This window comes from Noviherbaspirillum malthae, assembly GCF_015352985.1.
Classification (GTDB): Bacteria; Pseudomonadota; Gammaproteobacteria; order Burkholderiales; family Burkholderiaceae_D; genus Noviherbaspirillum; species Noviherbaspirillum malthae.
The window spans coordinates 1-16,598 of record NZ_JACYXF010000095.1 but is presented as its reverse complement, the minus strand read 5'-3'; the positions used below and the strand labels follow the sequence as shown (position 1 = coordinate 16,598).

15 protein-coding genes are annotated in these 16,598 nt (G+C 61.5%); 10 read left to right on the top strand and 5 right to left on the bottom strand.

All coding sequences use genetic code 11. The annotated features are described in order from the left end of the window. Nucleotides 1-396 precede the first annotated feature (396 nt). From IGW03_RS34635 to mnhG, 8 genes are all read left to right on the top strand, one after another. Nucleotides 397-2,037 carry a Na+/H+ antiporter gene (locus IGW03_RS34635; RefSeq protein ID WP_194726954.1) on the top strand — a complete coding sequence of 547 codons (1,641 nt, stop codon included), beginning with the start codon at nucleotides 397-399 and terminating at the stop codon, nucleotides 2,035-2,037. Nucleotides 2,038-2,233: 196 nt separating this feature from the next. After that, nucleotides 2,234-2,575, top strand: coding sequence for a hypothetical protein (locus tag IGW03_RS34630; RefSeq protein ID WP_194726953.1), 342 nt, complete (start codon nucleotides 2,234-2,236; stop codon nucleotides 2,573-2,575). A 449-nt stretch (nucleotides 2,576-3,024) separates the two neighbouring features. Further along, nucleotides 3,025-5,931 (top strand): monovalent cation/H+ antiporter subunit A, encoded by a 2,907-nt coding sequence (locus IGW03_RS34625; RefSeq protein WP_194726952.1) that lies wholly within the window; start codon nucleotides 3,025-3,027, stop codon nucleotides 5,929-5,931. Then, complete coding sequence (locus IGW03_RS34620) at nucleotides 5,931-6,275, top strand: Na+/H+ antiporter subunit C (protein ID WP_194726951.1); 345 nt, start codon at nucleotides 5,931-5,933, stop codon at nucleotides 6,273-6,275. Before IGW03_RS34625 ends, IGW03_RS34620 begins: the two co-directional genes overlap by 1 nt. A gap of 2 nt (nucleotides 6,276-6,277) precedes the next feature. After that, nucleotides 6,278-7,897 carry a monovalent cation/H+ antiporter subunit D gene (locus tag IGW03_RS34615; RefSeq protein WP_323745063.1) on the top strand — a complete coding sequence of 540 codons (1,620 nt, stop codon included), beginning with the start codon at nucleotides 6,278-6,280 and terminating at the stop codon, nucleotides 7,895-7,897. Beyond that, nucleotides 7,894-8,385: a Na+/H+ antiporter subunit E gene (locus tag IGW03_RS34610; RefSeq protein ID WP_194726949.1), complete on the top strand. Its 492-nt coding sequence runs from the start codon at nucleotides 7,894-7,896 to the stop codon at nucleotides 8,383-8,385. The genes IGW03_RS34615 and IGW03_RS34610 overlap by 4 nt, the downstream gene beginning before the upstream one ends. Nucleotides 8,386-8,396: 11 nt before the next feature. Next, nucleotides 8,397-8,675: a K+/H+ antiporter subunit F gene (locus tag IGW03_RS34605; protein WP_194726948.1), complete on the top strand. Its 279-nt coding sequence runs from the start codon at nucleotides 8,397-8,399 to the stop codon at nucleotides 8,673-8,675. Between the two features lie 2 nt (nucleotides 8,676-8,677). Then, on the top strand, nucleotides 8,678-9,046 hold the full coding sequence (gene mnhG / locus IGW03_RS34600; protein WP_228536278.1) for a monovalent cation/H(+) antiporter subunit G: 369 nt from the start codon (nucleotides 8,678-8,680) through the stop codon (nucleotides 9,044-9,046). Between the two features lie 62 nt (nucleotides 9,047-9,108). Here mnhG and rodA read toward each other — a convergent pair whose 3' ends face one another. The 3 genes from rodA to IGW03_RS34585 form a co-directional block, all read right to left on the bottom strand. Then, nucleotides 9,109-10,224 carry a rod shape-determining protein RodA gene (rodA, locus tag IGW03_RS34595; RefSeq protein ID WP_194726946.1) on the bottom strand — a complete coding sequence of 372 codons (1,116 nt, stop codon included), beginning with the start codon at nucleotides 10,222-10,224 and terminating at the stop codon, nucleotides 9,109-9,111. A gap of 643 nt (nucleotides 10,225-10,867) precedes the next feature. Further along, nucleotides 10,868-12,499, bottom strand: coding sequence for an MFS transporter (locus tag IGW03_RS34590; protein ID WP_194726945.1), 1,632 nt, complete (start codon nucleotides 12,497-12,499; stop codon nucleotides 10,868-10,870). A 117-nt stretch (nucleotides 12,500-12,616) separates the two neighbouring features. Then, complete coding sequence (locus IGW03_RS34585) at nucleotides 12,617-13,024, bottom strand: cupin domain-containing protein (protein ID WP_194726944.1); 408 nt, start codon at nucleotides 13,022-13,024, stop codon at nucleotides 12,617-12,619. Between the two features lie 261 nt (nucleotides 13,025-13,285). Between IGW03_RS34585 and IGW03_RS34580 the strand changes: the two genes are divergently transcribed. Beyond that, nucleotides 13,286-13,762 carry a hypothetical protein gene (locus tag IGW03_RS34580; protein ID WP_194726943.1) on the top strand — a complete coding sequence of 159 codons (477 nt, stop codon included), beginning with the start codon at nucleotides 13,286-13,288 and terminating at the stop codon, nucleotides 13,760-13,762. A 23-nt stretch (nucleotides 13,763-13,785) separates the two neighbouring features. Here the strand turns inward: IGW03_RS34580 and IGW03_RS34575 are convergent, their stop codons facing one another. Continuing rightward, nucleotides 13,786-15,096, bottom strand: a complete 1,311-nt coding sequence (locus tag IGW03_RS34575) for an SGNH/GDSL hydrolase family protein (RefSeq protein WP_194726942.1) — start codon at nucleotides 15,094-15,096, stop codon at nucleotides 13,786-13,788. Between the two features lie 41 nt (nucleotides 15,097-15,137). Between IGW03_RS34575 and IGW03_RS34570 the strand changes: the two genes are divergently transcribed. Continuing rightward, nucleotides 15,138-16,049: a LysR family transcriptional regulator gene (locus tag IGW03_RS34570; protein ID WP_194726941.1), complete on the top strand. Its 912-nt coding sequence runs from the start codon at nucleotides 15,138-15,140 to the stop codon at nucleotides 16,047-16,049. A gap of 41 nt (nucleotides 16,050-16,090) precedes the next feature. Here IGW03_RS34570 and IGW03_RS34565 read toward each other — a convergent pair whose 3' ends face one another. Further along, nucleotides 16,091-16,486 (bottom strand): hypothetical protein, encoded by a 396-nt coding sequence (locus IGW03_RS34565; protein ID WP_194726940.1) that lies wholly within the window; start codon nucleotides 16,484-16,486, stop codon nucleotides 16,091-16,093. Between the last annotated feature and the right edge of the window lie 112 nt (nucleotides 16,487-16,598).

The following is a 16,598-nucleotide window of genomic DNA, read 5'->3' as shown; positions in this document are numbered from 1 at the left end:
CGTTTGCCCTCGCAGCCTGCCTCGGTGAGTCGCACGCGTTGTCTTGTGTGCTCATCGATGAAGCACATTGTAGGTGTTGCGCGAAAGGAGAAAAACAGCCTCGGCAGCAATGCGTTATTGCGAAAACGGGAATAATCGAGGCGGGATGCGGTTTGCAATCACGCGTTGTCTTGTGTGCTCATCGATGAAGCACATTGTAGGTGTTGCGCGAAAGGAGAAAAACAGCCTCGGCAGCAATGCGTTATTGCGAAAACGGGAATAATCGAGGCGGGATGCGGTTTGCAATCTGACCCAGGCGGATGCTGCCTGTCTGCTGCCTCAAAGACCATGGCCGTTCGCCATGAGAAAATGACAGTTTGCATTTCTCGGCCATCACCGCGGCAACAAGGAAAACAAGTGGGGTTCATAGGGGTTGTTCTGTCGATGCTGCTGGCCGTGGTCGCCAGCGGATATGTGGTCCGTGCATTGCCGTTTTCCGTGCCGCTTCCGCTTGTTCAGATCGGACTGGGTGCGCTCATCGCGGCGGTGTCGAGCCATGGTGTGGTGCTTGACCCGGAAATCTTCTTCCTGCTGTTCCTCCCGCCGCTGCTTTTCCTGGACGGATGGCGCATTCCCAAGGATGGCCTGTTTCGCGACAGGACCACGATCCTCGAACTGGCCCTGGGACTGGTCGTCTTTACGGTCGTAGGCGTGGGACTGATTACGCACTGGCTGATTCCCGCCATGCCGCTGCCTGTGGCGTTCGCCCTGGCGGCAATCATCTCGCCGACCGATCCTGTGGCTGTCTCCTCCATCACGTCGCGCGTGCCCATCCCCAAACGGATGATGCACATTCTTGAAGGCGAATCCCTGCTCAACGATGCGACAGGTCTCGTCTGTTTTCGCTTCGCCGTGGCAGCGACGCTGACTGGCAGCTTTTCCCTGGCGTCCGCTTCCATGACTTTCCTTTGGCTGGCACTCGCGGGGCTGGGAATGGGGGTCGCCGTAACCCTGGCAATCAGCTTCACGCAGCGCTGGCTGTCGCGCCATCTCGGCGAGGAGACCGGCTCACCGATCCTGATCAGTCTGCTCACGCCCTTTGGAGCCTATCTGCTTGCGGAACACATCCATGCATCGGGCATCCTGGCAGCAGTCGCGGCGGGAATCACGATGAGCTACGTCGAGTTGAGCGGCCGTGCGCTGGCATTGACGCGGCTGCACCGCACCGCGGTATGGGACACCGCGCAATTCGCGCTGAACGGCATCATGTTCGTGCTGCTGGGCGAACAGTTGCCGAGCATTCTGCGCGGCGCAGCCGAGTCGGTGGAGCAGAGCGGCCATGCAAATCCCTGGTGGCTCGCGGTATATGCGCTGGCCCTGACGTCCGGCCTGGTCGTCTTGCGCCTGATCTGGGTATGGGCTTCCCTCAAGCTAACGCTCTACAAGGCGGCGTGGCTTGGTGAATCGTTCGCCAAGCCGCCTCGGCGCCTGATTCTCGCAATGTCGGTCGCCGGGGTGCGCGGCGCGATTACGCTGGCCGGCGTGCTGACCTTGCCGCTGCTGATGCCTGACGGTTCTGCCTTTCCAGCGCGCGACCTTGCAATATTTCTCGCGACCTCCGTCATCCTGCTGTCGCTGATCATTGCAAGCATCGCCTTGCCGCGTCTTCTGCGCGGCGTGAACTTTCCCGAAGAGCCGGCCGAGCAGCAGGAAGAGGACCTGGCGCGGCTGGAGGCGACGCGTGCTGCCTTGACCGCGATCGAACGGACACAGAAGAAATTTCTCAACAAGGCCGAGGACATCGATGTCTACACGCATGCGGCCACTCGGGTATCGTCCTTGTACCGGCGCCGCCTGACCGGCGACGGCATGGCGGAAGGCAGCGCGGCCGCCCAGGTGCGCAAGGCCGATGAGGTGGAGCGCGCATTTCGCATGGCCGGCTTGCAGGCGGAGCGCAAGGCCATCTTCAATCTTGCGCGCGAAGGACGAATCTCGGACGAAACCGCACGCAGGCTGGTGAGGGAGGTCGACCTGCTGGAGTCGCGTTACCGGGGGTAGCCACGCAGTCCGGGCCGGTCTGTCACCGGCGATCCTGAGCGGCGGTTGATTGCGCCTTGAACCATTTTTCTGCAGGATATGACAGGTATTTCTAACGGGAACAGGCACAGGCATATGTGCTACCATCCGCTTGACTGGATCTTTTAACAAGGCGTTCAGTCAGACAGGACATCTAACCCATTCACTGTTTTATCCCATGAAGAAAGTCATTATTTGGCTGCTGACAATTTTAGTTTCTGCTCAAATCATGACTGCAACCGCCGTTGCCGGCACATACGCTAGCCGCAGCGACGTTCCTCCATCGGGACAATGGAGTTCGGAAGTCGATTTCCGCCCGGAAAAAACATCCGCATGCGTCATTTTCAGCTGTGATCTGGATGAGACGCAAGCGCGCTGTGCCATCGAAGAAATGTCGGACTATGTCACGGTCGGCATGGTCCGCGACGACGTCAGGCTGTGCGCGCGTCCCGCAGCGGCGCTCGATCCGATGTTTACGTCCATAGATCTGCCTCGCATCAATCCTCCTCCGCGTTCGTAACATCCGTCGGCAGCGACGGGCCATTTCGGCGCATACCTCAAGGCCGTTCCTGCGGCATGCACTAGAAGGATTCATTTGCGGTCTCGCTGCCGTTGGACGGGTCTGTCCGGTACTTCCGGGCTGGACCGTGTTCCATTGATGACGAGCGCAACGACGGCTGCCTGCCATCGACGTGCAGGTTCGCAGTAATCGTGCGTTGCCGGCATCGCGAATGATCGCCCGGATGTGCAACTTCATGGCCGTCCATGCGACAGAAGGTATGGGTCATGATGAAAGCGCCGACAAGCCGGATGTTCCGCCCGGGAATAATGGCGCTGCATCGACACCGATTTGCGCCCAATGGTCCGCGATTCAATATTCCGCATACCGGCTTTACCAGGTGTGCCATACAATTTTTGTAGTCCAGGGTGACTATCAGTCCAACGCTTCTCACTAACCGTCAAGCCTCGATGCCACTACTGCTCCTCGTTCTCCTGCCCTTTGTTTTCAGCGCGATCATCGTCTGCATACCGTCGCTCGTCCGCAAGCGGGCCGCCGGAATAGCAGGCGGCGTGGCGATCGCCGGGCTTTTGACGACCGTGTACCTGTATGGCCGGATATCGCAAGGCGAGGTCGTGCGCTACCAGCTGGAATGGCTTCCCGCGTATGGATTGAACTTCACACTGCGCATGGACGGACTGGCCTGGCTGTTCGTCATGCTTGTCCTGGGCATCGGAGCATTGATTTCCCTGTATGCCCGCTATTACATGTCGTCCGACGATCCGGTCCCCCGCTTCTTCTCCTTCATCCTGGCCTTCATGGGTTCGATGCTGGGGGTCGTGCTGTCGGGAAATCTGATCCAGCTGGTCGTCTTCTGGGAGCTGACCAGCCTCACATCCTTTCTTCTGATCGGATACTGGCACCACCGCATCGACGTGCGGCGCGGCGCCCGCATGGCATTCACCGTCACCACCATCGGCGGCCTGTGCCTTCTGTGCGGCGTGCTGATTCTTGGCCGCATCGTCGGCAGTTATGACCTGGATGCCGTGCTGGCAGCAGGTGATACTGTCCGCAGTCATGACTGGTATCTCGCTGCGATGATCCTGATCGCACTCGGCGCCCTGACGAAAAGCGCGCAGTTTCCCTTCCATTTCTGGCTGCCGCATGCAATGGCCGCGCCCACGCCGGTGTCCGCCTATCTGCATTCCGCGACCATGGTCAAGGCCGGCGTCTTCCTTCTCATCCGGCTGTACCCGGTATTGTCCGGTACCGAGGCATGGTCCTGGGTCATTGGCGGGGCGGGCGTATGCACGATGCTGCTCGGATCCTTCGTCGCCATTTTCCAGCATGATCTGAAGGGTCTGCTGGCCTATTCCACCATCAGCCACCTCGGCCTGATCACGGTACTTCTGGGCATCGACACGCCGCTCTCGGTGGTGGCCGCGATCTTTCATACGCTGAACCATGCCATATTCAAGGCCTCGCTGTTCATGGCAGCAGGCATCATCGACCACGAGACCGGCACGCGCGACATGCGGGTACTGCGGGGCCTGTTCAAGGCCGCACCGTTTACCTCCGCGCTGGCCATCGTCGCCAGCGCATCGATGGCAGGCGTGCCGCTGCTCAACGGCTTCCTGTCCAAGGAAATGTTCTTTGCCGAGACGGTGCACGTGGGCGGCACCGAACACTGGTGGATGTCGTACGCCGCAGTGGCGATGGGCATATTCAGCGTTGCCTATTCGCTGCGCTTCATCAGCGTTTTCTTCGGAAGGATTCCGCAGAACCTGCCCAAGGCGCCGCATGAGCCGCCGCGCTGGATGCGCTTTCCGGTCGAACTGCTGGCGCTGCTGTGCGTGGTCGTCGGGATGCTGCCGGACATGACGGTCGGTCCCTTCCTGGCGCTGGCGGCGGCGTCGGTTCTCGGCAAGGAGATACCGCAGTACGATCTGGCAATCTGGCACGGATTCAATCTGCCGCTGCTGATGAGCGTTGCCGCATTGGCCGGCGGCGTGCTGTTCTATATCGTGCTGCGCCGCTATTACACGCTGGCTACGCGCGACAAGCCGCCGGTGCTGCACCGTTTGAAAGGCGCGCAGGCTTATGAAACCACCATGCTGATGCTGTCGGTGTCGGCGGCATGGCTGGTGGACCGCTTCGGTGCAAGGCGCCTGCAGACCCAGCTGATGATGGTGATGGTGGTGGCCATCGCCGCGCCCTTGCTGGTGGTGCGGCCGCTTCCAGAGTGGCTGGGTGTGCAGCTTGCGGGCATGGATCCGCTGTTCGCGCTCATGTGGGCAGTCGGCTGCGGCTGCGCGCTGGCGGCGGCCTGGAAGGCCAAATACCATCGCCTGGCGGCGCTCCTGCTGGTCGGCGGAACGGGCGTCGTGACCAGCATGACTTTTCTCTGGCTGTCCGCGCCTGACCTGGCACTGACCCAGATAATGGTGGAGACCGTGACCACGGTGCTGATCCTGCTCGGCCTGCGCTGGCTGCCGCCGCGCCCCCGGCCGCTAGGGTTCAGCGAGCGCATTCCGCGCCCGGTCCTGGTACGCCGTCTGCGCGACCTGATCATTGCCGTCGCCGGCGGAGCGGGACTGGCGGCGCTCAGCTACATCGTCCTGGTGCATCCGGCGCCGAAGAGCATCGGCGACTTCTTCATCCTGCGCGCGCTTCCCGAGGGCGGGGGAACGAATGTGGTCAACGTGCTGCTGGTCGACTTCCGCGGATTCGACACCATGGGCGAGATCACCGTGCTGTCCATTGTCGCGCTGACGGTCTACGCGCTGCTGCGCCGATTCCGTCCCGCGCCGGAGAGCGTCGCGATTCCCGCGCAGCAGGTGAGCGATCTTGACCCGGCGGTTCGCCAGACGCCTTCGCAGCATGCCATCACCGGCTACCTGATGATTCCTGCCGTCTACCTGCGCTTCCTGCTGCCTTTCATGGGTGTCATCGCGGTGTATTTCTTCATGCGCGGCCACAACCTGCCGGGCGGCGGCTTTGTCGCCGGGCTGATCTTTGCAACCGCCATCATCGTGCAGTACATGGTTGCCGGTACTGCATGGCTGGAAGCGCATATCCGCCTGCGGCCGCACCGATGGATCGCCTACGGCCTGCTGCTGGCCATATTCACCGGGCTGGGCGCATGGATGGTCGGCTATCCTTTCCTGACCAGCCATACCGCCCACCTGCATCTGCCGGTGCTGGCCGAAATTCACGTGCCGAGCGCGTTCTTCTTCGATCTCGGCGTCTTCGCCGCAGTGGTCGGATCGACCATGCTGATCCTGGTCGCGCTCGCTCACCAGTCCGTGCGCAGCCATCGCGTGCCGGGCGGCGGGCTTCCCATTCCCGCCGCGATACCAACACAGGAGATTTCTTGATGGAAGCCGTTATCTCGATCGCCATCGGCGTGCTGTTCGGATCAGGGATCTGGCTGATCCTGCGTCCGAGAAGTTTCCAGGTGCTGACCGGATTGATGCTGATGTCCTACGCGGTCAACCTGTTCATCTTCATCATGGGACGCCTGTGGGTCAACCGTCCGCCGCTGATACTGGGGGAGGGAAGTCCCGATCCTTCCCTGATCAGCGACCCGCTGCCCCAGGCGCTGGTGCTGACGGCCATCGTCATCGGCTTCGCCACCACGGCGCTTTATCTGGTGATCATGATCGGCACCCGCGGCCTCACCGGCACCGATCATGTCGACGGCGAGGAGCCGGATCTATGAGTATGGGATGGACCCAACATCTGATCATCGCGCCTGTCCTCATTCCCCTCATATGCGGGGCTCTGCAGGTACCGATCAAGCATACCCGCCACTGGTTCAAGTTCCTGCTCAGCCTGGTGTCCGTCCTGAGCCTGACCGCAGTGGCGGTCACGCTCGTGATGCTGACAGACGGCGAGCATTGGGAGCATGGAATCGGGGTATATCTGGCCGCGAACTGGATGGCGCCGTTCGGCATCGCCCTGTTGGCCGACCGGCTCTCGGCAATGATGTTGCTGGTGACCGCACTGCTGTCGACCGCGGCACTACTGTATTCGATGCTGCGGTGGAGCCGGGTCGGCGTGCATTTCCAGTCGCTCTTCCAGTTCCTGATCATGGGCCTGAACGGCGTATTCCTCACTCATGACCTGTTCAACCTGTTCGTGTTTTTCGAGGTCATGCTGGCGGCTTCCTACGGCCTGCTCCTGCATGGCTACAATGCGAGCCGGCTGCGGAGCGGAATGCATTACATCGCCATCAACCTGGTGGCATCCTTGCTGTTCCTGATCGGCGTCGCGCTCATCTATGCGAGCAGCGGGACGCTGAACATGGCGGATCTTGCATCGCGCATTGCAGGAATGAGCGACACGGATCTCGCCCTGCTGAAACTGGCCGTGACGGTGCTTGCCGTGGCCTTCCTCGTGAAAAGCGCGATGTGGCCGCTGGGTTTCTGGCTTCCCGCAGCCTATGCCACGGCATCGCCGCCGGTCGGGGCGATGCTGGTGCTGATGACCAAGGTCGGTGCGTATGCGATTCTACGGGTTTGGCTGCTGGTCTTCTCCGACGGCGCCGGTCAGGCTGCCGGATTCGGCTTCGACGCCCTCCTGTGGGGCGGCATGGCGACCATCGTCTACGGCGCCGCCGGCATGCTGGCCAGCGAAAGCCCCGGCAGGATGGCCGGGCACGGCGCCATCGTATCTTCCGGCACCCTGCTTGCCGTGATCGGCTACGGCCAGCCGTCACTGGTCACGGCCGGCCTCTACTACATGGTGGGTTCCACGCTGGCGGTAGCGGCGTTCATCCTGCTGATCGAGCTGATAGACCGTATCCGCTCGCCGGGAGCCGGAGTGCTGGCGGTAACGATGGAAGCCTTTGCCATCGAGGACGCGCCCGAACCGCCCGTCGGCGTGGGCATACCAGCGGCGCTTGCATTTCTCGGCCTGTCGTTCGCCGCCTGTGCATTGATCATTGCCGGCTTGCCGCCCCTGTCCGGCTTCGTGGCCAAGTTCAGCATGTTCCATGCCTTGCTCATGCCGGAGCCGGCGGCGCACGGCAGCGGTTCCCTCAAATGGATACTGATGGCGCTGATCGTCGTCTCCGGGCTTGCGGCCATCATCTCGATGCTGCGCTTCGGGGTTCGCACCTTCTGGGCTTCGGGCGATATCGCGCCGCCGCGGCTGCAGGCGGCGGAAGTGGTGCCGATCTGCATGCTGATACTGGCATGTGTCGTCATGACGCTACAAGCCGGGCCGATATTCGACTATCTCCGGCGCACCTCGGATGGAATTCATCAGCCGGCACATTACATGCAGCGGGTGCTGGGTGAACCAGCCGTTCCCAACCCATCCAAGGAGAATGCCAAATGAGGCGGCTGATTCCTTATCCCTGGATGTCCGCGGCCCTGCTTGTACTGTGGCTGCTGCTCAACCAGAGCCTCGAGCCGGCACACCTGCTGCTGGGCGCTTGCCTTGGCATCGCCGTGCCGATCCTGACGAGAAACCTGCAGCCGCTCGGCTACCCGCGGCTGACGAAGCCGGTGGCCTTTGCCCGGCTGATGGGCATGGCGCTGGTCGAGATCGTGCGGTCCTGCTTCAACGTAAGCCGCATCATCCTGTTTGCAAAGGCGGACAAGGTGAATTCGCAGTTCATCAAAATTCCGCTGGACATGCGCGACCCGTACGGACTGGCCATGCTTTCCTGCCTGATCAACACAACGCCGGGGACCGTATGGGTCGAGATACTTGAGGAGAAGCATGAGCTGGTGCTGCATGTGTTCGACCTGCACGATGCGCAGTGGTGGATCGATACGATCAAGGAGCGCTATGAAAAACCGCTGATCGAAATCTTTGAATAGGAATGTACGAAATGATCGCAATCCTTGAACTGTCAATTATCTATGCCTTTGTCTGCGTGCTGCTTGCCATGCTCTTTTGCACGGTTCGCCTCGTCATAGGACCGTCTGCGCATGACAGGGCGCTGGCGCTTGATACCTTGTGGATGTGCGCGATGCTGCTTGCCCTGGTCCTGGGCATCCGATTCCGAAGCGAAGTCTATTTCGAAGTGGCGATGCTGGTCGCGCTGCTGGGATTCGTATCAACGATCGCGATCGCCAAGTTTCTGATGAGAGGGGAGGTCATCGAGTGAACATGGCCGAAAACATTCCCGTGTGGGCAACCATACCCGTCGCCATGCTGGTCATTCTCGGAGGCAGCATCATCCTGATCGGCGCGCTTGGTTTGATGCGCCTTCCGTCCTTCTACCAGCGGATACACGGCCCGGCCATTACGGTCACGCTCGGCGCGGGCTGCATACTGCTGGCTTCCATACTGTATTTCTCCGTGCTGCAGTCGCGCATCGTCATTCATGAACTGATCATTACCGCCTTCGTGTTCATGACGGCGCCGGTGGTATCAATGATGGTCATGCGCGCCGCGGTCTATCGCGACCTGCGTGCCGGGAAACAGGATACCGGCGTGTCTTCCGGCGGCGTCTATCGTTCCGAAACCAAGGAGTGAGGAAATGTCTTTCCGACGTTGACATCCAATCAACAGGGCCGGACTGCCGGCAGCACAAAGGTTCAGCGATTCGCCCGCTGGCGTTGGATGCCCATGAGGATGCCGATGCTGACGCCCAGCGTGACAAAGGCGGTTCCGCCGTAGCTCATGAAGGGAAGCGGCACGCCGACGACCGGCAGCATGCCGCTCACCATGCCCATGTTGACGAAGGCGTAGGTAAAGAAGGAGAGTGCAATTGCTCCGGCCAGCAGCCGTGAAAATAGGGTGGGAGCGTTGGCCGCGATGAGAAGACCGCGGCCGATGATGAACAGGTAGAGAAGCAGCAGCACGGCGTTGCCCATGAATCCAAACTCCTCCGAATAGGTGGCGAAGAGGAAATCGGAGGTTCGTTCGGGAATGAAATCGAGATGCGTCTGCGTACCCTTGGTCCAGCCTTTTCCATCGATGCCGCCGGATCCGATGGCAGTCATCGACTGAATGATGTGATAGCCGCGGCCCAGCGGATCGGCGGTGGGATCCAGCAGCATCATGACCCTGTCGCGCTGGTAATCGTGCAACAGCGACCATGCCACCGGCAGGGAAGCCAAGGCGGCGACGAGCATGGCGCCCAGTGCTTTCCACGGTAGCCCGGCAAAGAAGATGACGAAGAATCCTGCGCTTCCGACCAGAATGGCGGTACCCAGGTCGGGCTGCTTGGCGATCAGAAGAAACGGAATGACGAGCAGGACGCCGGCAATGCAGAACTCCTTCCAGCCGATGATTCCGCCGCGCCTGTGGAAGTACCATGCCAGCATCAGCGGCAGCGCAATTTTCAATAACTCGGAAGGCTGGATGACGATGCCGACATCGATCCATCTGCGCGATCCCTTCTTCACAATTCCGAACGCGGCAACAGCGACAAGCAGGCCGATCGCGCCGACATAGAGCGGGACGGCGGCGCGCATCATTGCCTGCAGCGGAATCGATGCCGTAATCCAGATCACCGAAAAGGCGATCATCATGTTGCGCAGATGTCCTTCCAGGCGGCCCGGCGCTCCCATGCCGGCAGAATACATCGCCACCGTGCTTAATATCAGGAGCAAACACAAGGCAAGAGTCAGGGGCAGGTCGAAGACCCTGAACTGACGCCTGATCAGCGCGAACAGTCCGGGCGTGGTGACGCGAAAGCTGGATATCATCTGAATTCTTGAGAGTGCAGCGAGAACCGCGCTGCACTGTTTCGAGGAGGTGCGGCGAGTTTACAGAATTTTCCTTATGGGAAAATTAGATGCTAGCGGTAGATTGCCCGGCGCAACACATGTTTTTTCTTGGACACAATCAGGTATTCCCGCAGGTAGAGCGCTTTCGGCTTGAATGTGCTCGGTGAGGCCGAGGCGATTTGTCTGCGGGCGAAGGCAGGTTTCGCAAACCACCGGCTTGCGCTGCCGTAGCCGGACTGTCCTGCAGGCCGGTCCGTGGGCAGAAGCGTGGTCACGCGACATGGCGGGCTCGGCGCCCCCGGACCATGGCAAGGAAGACTCGGCATCCCCCGCAACGCAGTGCCGCTGCCAATCGCCCGGGATCGACAGTACAGCCAAGCCGAAAGCGCTCTCATACTAATCCCAAGTCATGACATGCCGAATGGGATTGACGGATTTTTCGACCGGCAAGGCCGAGCTTGCAACTCAGGAGTCCATGGCGGGGCGATGGATGACGAGCGCAACGCTGGCAGGCGGAAAAAGACGCGATCCCATCGCATGGTATGACTCGGGACCGGTATAAAACCCCATGCCGGCTGCCGCGGCATGGGTCAATGGCAACAGCCTTGCAAGTTGGGCAGGCTCAGCTGGCTTCGACAAGATAACGCCGCACTTGGGGTGCGGTTTCGCCGACATGGAAAGCGAGCTTGCGTTCGCGCAGGGCCACATCCGATGCAGTCACGCGGTCGAAGCGGCGCAGATGTTCGGTCCACGATTCGTCGACGATCTGCTCGACGTAGCGGCCAGGATCGGAAATATCGTGCAGCAGGTCCCATTTCAACGCACCCTGGCGCAGACGGCTGCGCCGGCTTTCCAGCATGAGCGCGCGGAATTCCTGTTCATGCCGCGGATCGATGTGGTATTCGATCGTCACGACGACATGGTTGCGCTGCGGCGGCAGATCGAAGACGGGCGCCTTCAATGCCCGCGACGGGGTCAGGTCTTCTTCCATGTCGCGGTCCACTACCAGCCGCTCCGCCGTCAGCATCGCCAGCGTTCCTGTAATTGCGGCCAGCGCCAGGCTGATCTGGACGGTCTGCAGCGTTGCCACCTGTCCCCATACCGCCGCGCCGGCGGCGCTCGCGCCCATGATGGACATCTGGTACATCGACATGCCGCGCGCCCGTACCCAGTCCGGCAATCCCAGCTGGGCCGACACGCTCAGGGAGTTCGCCGTCGTGATCCACGCGGTGCCGGCGAAGAACATCGCGATCACCGCCACATAGACGTTGGGCGCGAACGCCACTGCGAGCGTTGCCGCCGACTGCAGCATGGTGCCGCGCACCACCAGCACGTCACGCGTCATGCGCCTGCGCAGACGGGGCAGGAACATCGCCGCGACAATGGCCCCCGAGCCCATCGAAGCCAGCAGCAGGGTGAAGGTGCCGGCGTCGCCGCCTTCCAGTCCGCGCGCAACCAGAGGCAGCAGGGCCAGCAGCGCGGTGGAATGAAAGAAGAACAGCGAAATGCGCAGCAGCACCGCCTTCAGGCGCGCGGATTGCCGCACGAACTGCACCCCCACGCGCATGGCGCTGAGCAGGCGCTCGCGGCCCAGCGGGTTTGGCGGGCGTACATAGCGCCAGCGCATGATGACGAAGCCGCATGCCAGCGACAGGCCGGCATTGAGCACGAACACGTAGGCGCTGCCGGCGCTGGCGATCAGGGCGCCGGCGATCAGCGGGCCGACGATGCGCGATGCGTTCATCGCCACGCCGTTGAGCGCGAGGGCGAGCGGCAATTCGCTGCGCGGCACCAGGTCGGGAACGATGGCGGCGAACACTGGCCAGCGCATCGCAAGGCCGATGCCGTTGGCGAAGGTCAGCAGCAGCAGCAGCCAGGGCGTCATCACCCCCATCAGGATCGCAGCCGAAAGGATGACGGCGACTACGGCGACCCAGAACTGGGTCAGGATGAAATAGCGCCGTCGGTCGAGAATGTCGGCGAATGCGCCGCTCGGCAGGCCGAGCAGGAACACCGGAAGAGTCGAGGCCGTCTGCACCAGGGCCACCCAGATGGGCGAAGCGGTCAGGGAGGTCATCATCCATGCGGAGGCGACATCGTTCATCCACATGCAGATGTTGGCGGTAAGCCAAACGCTCCAGAGCATGCGGAATACCGGACGTTTCAGCGGAAGGAAGGGTGACAGCGAATCGGTCGCCGCACTCGGCGGCAAGGGTTGTTCGGAGGATGGATCAGGAGAAGGCTGGGATTGCATGCGGGAAAAGATAGGTGACGGTTATGCTCCCCCTCAGTATTTCACAATTTGCGAAATCGGTATGTCATTGGCTCAACATAATGGGTTTTCTCCCTGGGCATGGTGTCGCGGCGTACGTCACGCCGGCGAGATGCGATAAGGAATCACGCGATCCTGCTCGGCAGGATCGTTGCGTGCGACGATCGCGCGCGCAGGTTCGGTCGCGCTGAGGTTGATGGCTTCATGCGGCACCGATGGCGGAACGAACAGGAAGTCGCCTGCTTCGCTGATAACGGAATGTTCGAGCGAATTTCCATAGCGGGTTTCCACGCGTCCTTCCAGCACGTAGATTCCGGTTTCATATCCTTCATGCGAATGCGGCTCGGCGCGTGCGCCGGGAGGGATCACCACCATGTGCATGGAGAGTCCGCGCGCGCCGACGGTCTCGCCCGAAATGCCGATGAAGTAGGGTAGGCGCTGGCGCGTCATGATTTCACGGTCGGGACGCACCGCGACGACATCCTGCTTGCTATCCGATTGGCTCATCTCATGGTCTCCGAAGTAGGGTTGCGGCGTTCCCGCCGGTTCGAAGGCCGGCGTGTATGAAGCGCCATTATGCACATTCGCGCCGCTGCGGGAAATGCAGCGCATTGCCTGAACGACAAGTGTGAATTACGCGACAAGCCATGTAAATTTCTTTCCGGTCGGAATTCAAATCGCGGCCTCTTCGATAAAATATCGGCATGCAGAAATCTCCTCGCAACGGGAGGGGAAAGCTGTCCCTGACGCATCGGAATCGAAGAAGCCATGGCTATCACGAACATACATAACGCGGCCTCTTTTCAGGAGGAAGTTCTTGCATCGCTCAAGGAACTGGATCGGCTCAATCAACGCAAGACCTCGACTCTCGCCACGCTGGGCAAGCATTTCTCCCAACTGGTCAACGAAAAGCTGGTGCCGGGTGCACTGATCGACCTCAGGGACTTTCACGGCGGCGCGTACAAGGCCAAGGTGATCAACGGCACGCACGTCCAGAATACGCCGTTCTTCCGCATCGACCAGGCGCCCGTCGTCACCGTCGACGACAGGCCGCTCAACTCGTCCTGGACCGTCGTGGCGACGCCGCTGCGGCCGGGCGACATGAAGCCCTACTTCAGCGCGGTGACGCTCCAGGGCTATGTGTTCCAGGGGCGGGCCGAGATCAACCTCGAAGCTTCGGACAACGACAACATTTTGCATCATCTCGGCACCTGGGAACGTGAGCAGCGCTCCAAAGCGTCTTGAACCTGATCTGCTCGCATATCGGCTTACCTGGAACGAGGAACGCTGCCTTCGCTGAACAGGGTGGCCATGTCCAGCATGTCGGCCATGGCCTTGTAACCGGTGTCGCCGGGATGGAGGTGATCGCCCGAATCGAACGCCGGCAGCAGGCGTGAAGGATGATCGGGGTCGCGCATCAAGGCATCGAAATCCGCAACTGCATCAAACTCGCCCGATTCGCGTATCCATCGGTTGACGGCTTGGCGCAGCGCTTCCTTGTCGGGACTGTAATGGCCTTCGAGCGGAGTGCCGCGCAATGCGCCTTCGAACGGCAGCAGGGTGGCGCCGACGATGCGCACATGTCTCACGCGCGCCTGGGCGATCAGTTGCCGGTAGCCGCCAATCATCTCATCGGCAGTCATGGGCCGCTCTTGCGGCGCAAACGGACCGCCCGGCCAGCCGATGTCATTGGTGCCGATCAGCACGACGACGGTGGCGACACCGGGCTGAGCAAGCACATCGTGTTCGAACCGGGCCAGTGCGTTGTCGCCCATGCGATTGCCGAGCAGCCGGGCGCCCGAAATGCCGGCATTGGCTACTGCAACGCCATGCGCCGCGAGCCGCTCGGCGAGATAGTCCGGCCATCTGCGATCGCGGTCCGGTGTCGATCCGTTGCCGTCGGTAATCGAGTCGCCGAGCGCGACGACGGTGCGGGTCTGCGGAGCGGCTTCGACCAGTATGCTGGTGAGGAACAGCCGGCCCGTAAGCAGATGTTGGATATCGAAGCGTGATGCGCCCGCGGCGTTGCCTGCTGCCACATAGGCAGTCTGCTGCGCGCCCCAATGGAACGTGTCCGGCGCGGTCGGTGCCGGCAGGTAGGCTGACACCGTCAGGCGCGACAGCGGCCGCACTTCAAGATCAAGCGGATCGCTCAGGATGCTGGCACCCGGCGGCACGACGACGGCGTGCCGGCCGCCGAAACTCAGCTGCCTGCCGGGCCCATCGACTATCGAAGAAGCGTCGCCCGCCAATGCGACATGAACTTCGCCGAGATTCAACGGCATGCTCCCGTAGCGGTTGGACAGAGCCACCCGAATGCGGCGGCCGCCGACGCTGATTCTGGCAATCTGCCGCACCGTCTGCCGCTCCAGTTGCTTCGGCAGCATCGTCGGCAGCACGAACTCTTTTTGCCATGCCGGCTGCGGACTCGCGTGCCACGACGTTACCCATTTCTCTTCATGTTCAGTCGCAGCCCTTGCTGCTGACAGGCTCGCCACGACGGCGAACAGCGCTGCTGCGGCATGCTTGCCGTACAGGCCACAAGTTAGGCCATTCCGGATCCTTGCGGAAGATGGCATCCGGGACTATGCTTCATTCCGGATTGGAATAGGAGACGTCAATGGACACACTGCGTTCCATGCATTTCCTGGTGCGGGCAATCGAGCGCGGCAGCCTGTCGGCGGTGGCGCGCGAACAGGGTACGACCCAGCCCACGGTGAGCAAGGTGCTGGACGCCCTTGAAAGAAGCCTGGGCGTGCGACTGCTGGAGCGCAGCACAAGCGGCCTGACGCCGACCGAGCAGGGCATGCGCTTCTACGAGCGTGCCAAGATCGTGCTGGAGGAATTCGAGAATGCAGTGGCCGAAGCGCGCGGACTGACGGAAACACCGGCCGGCCTGCTGCGCATCAATGCGCCGGTCGCGCTCGGCCAGTTTCGGCTCAATCGATTGATACAGGAATTCCTTGCGCTGCATCCGGACATCGACATCGAGCTGATTCTCAACGACCGCTTCGTCGATCTGGTGGAGGAGGGCGTGGACATTGCCCTGCGCCTTGGAGGCGTGCTGCCTCCGCAAGCCGTCGCGCGCAGGATCGCGACATCGAACCGCATCCTTGTGGCCGCGCCGGATTACTTGAAAAGCCGCGGGCATCCCCGCCGGCCCGCGGACCTTGAGCGGCATGATTACATACGCTTCGCATGGGCGACGGCGGGAGAGGCAATCGAACTGCATGGCGGCAACGCCAGCGTGACGGTGGCGACAAGCGGCCGCTACCGTGTCAACAATGCGATCGCCATACGAGAAAGCCTGGCCATGGGATCAGGTATCGGCCTCTGTCCCGCATGGCTCGTGCACGACCTGATCGAATCGGGCAAGCTCGTGCGCGTGCTGCCGAAATGGGCCGCAACGCCGCAGGAGCTTTTCCTGCTGTATCCGTCCCGCCGCTATCTTCCGCTGCGGGGGAAGCTGTTCATGGACTTCATCAGCTCACGGCTGGCTCAGCTTCCCGGCTTCGAGGCGCCTTCCGCTTGACCCCTTTGCACTGCTTGAGCCGATTTCGAGCCGATTCGGCGTCAGGCGGTGGCCAGCACCGGCTGAGTCGCGCCTTTCACGTTGTTCAGCAGGCGCTGATAGATTGCATTCGAATCGCCCGACAGAACTGTCACCGGCGCAGGCGTTACCTTGAAACTGCATTCCTTGAACAGGCGCGTTGCCTCCAGTTTCAGGGAAGTGATGTGGTCCGCTGCACGCCGTACATCATCGGTACTGCGGGGCGTGGCCGAGTGGAAGACATCGTCAGGCTCGGCGATCACGCCGGAGTTCATGACGATGGCCGCCATGACCGGACTCGCCTTCGTCATCGAATACAGGAAATTCAGATAGGCGGCCTTCCTGTTCTGCAGGAATTCCTCGGGCGTATAGTGCGCGGCCTTGAATTCGGGCATGGTGCCGCGGGAAACGAGCGGCATCTCGAATTCGAACGTCGGACCTTCAACCGGACCTGTCGGAGGAACCAGCGTTGCGGAGGTATTGCTCAGATTGCGCCACAGGGTTGTTGGCGATCATGTAGAACTGACCCAC

What these genes read in the sequence shown, in the direction of transcription:
- rodA (WP_194726946.1), bottom strand. Translation starts at nt 10,224, where the DNA reads ATGATATCCAGCTTTCGCGTCACCACGCCCGGACTGTTCGCGCTGATC.
- IGW03_RS34620 (WP_194726951.1), top strand. Translation starts at nt 5,931, where the DNA reads ATGGAAGCCGTTATCTCGATCGCCATCGGCGTGCTGTTCGGATCAGGG.
- IGW03_RS34580 (WP_194726943.1), top strand. Translation starts at nt 13,286, where the DNA reads ATGGCTATCACGAACATACATAACGCGGCCTCTTTTCAGGAGGAAGTT.
- IGW03_RS34585 (WP_194726944.1), bottom strand. Translation starts at nt 13,024, where the DNA reads ATGAGCCAATCGGATAGCAAGCAGGATGTCGTCGCGGTGCGTCCCGAC.
- IGW03_RS34590 (WP_194726945.1), bottom strand. Translation starts at nt 12,499, where the DNA reads ATGCAATCCCAGCCTTCTCCTGATCCATCCTCCGAACAACCCTTGCCG.
- IGW03_RS34565 (WP_194726940.1), bottom strand. Translation starts at nt 16,486, where the DNA reads ATGCCGCTCGTTTCCCGCGGCACCATGCCCGAATTCAAGGCCGCGCAC.
- IGW03_RS34630 (WP_194726953.1), top strand. Translation starts at nt 2,234, where the DNA reads ATGAAGAAAGTCATTATTTGGCTGCTGACAATTTTAGTTTCTGCTCAA.
- IGW03_RS34575 (WP_194726942.1), bottom strand. Translation starts at nt 15,096, where the DNA reads ATGCCATCTTCCGCAAGGATCCGGAATGGCCTAACTTGTGGCCTGTAC.
- IGW03_RS34610 (WP_194726949.1), top strand. Translation starts at nt 7,894, where the DNA reads ATGAGGCGGCTGATTCCTTATCCCTGGATGTCCGCGGCCCTGCTTGTA.
- IGW03_RS34615 (WP_323745063.1), top strand. Translation starts at nt 6,278, where the DNA reads ATGGGATGGACCCAACATCTGATCATCGCGCCTGTCCTCATTCCCCTC.
- IGW03_RS34625 (WP_194726952.1), top strand. Translation starts at nt 3,025, where the DNA reads ATGCCACTACTGCTCCTCGTTCTCCTGCCCTTTGTTTTCAGCGCGATC.
- mnhG (WP_228536278.1), top strand. Translation starts at nt 8,678, where the DNA reads ATGGCCGAAAACATTCCCGTGTGGGCAACCATACCCGTCGCCATGCTG.
- IGW03_RS34605 (WP_194726948.1), top strand. Translation starts at nt 8,397, where the DNA reads ATGATCGCAATCCTTGAACTGTCAATTATCTATGCCTTTGTCTGCGTG.
- IGW03_RS34570 (WP_194726941.1), top strand. Translation starts at nt 15,138, where the DNA reads ATGGACACACTGCGTTCCATGCATTTCCTGGTGCGGGCAATCGAGCGC.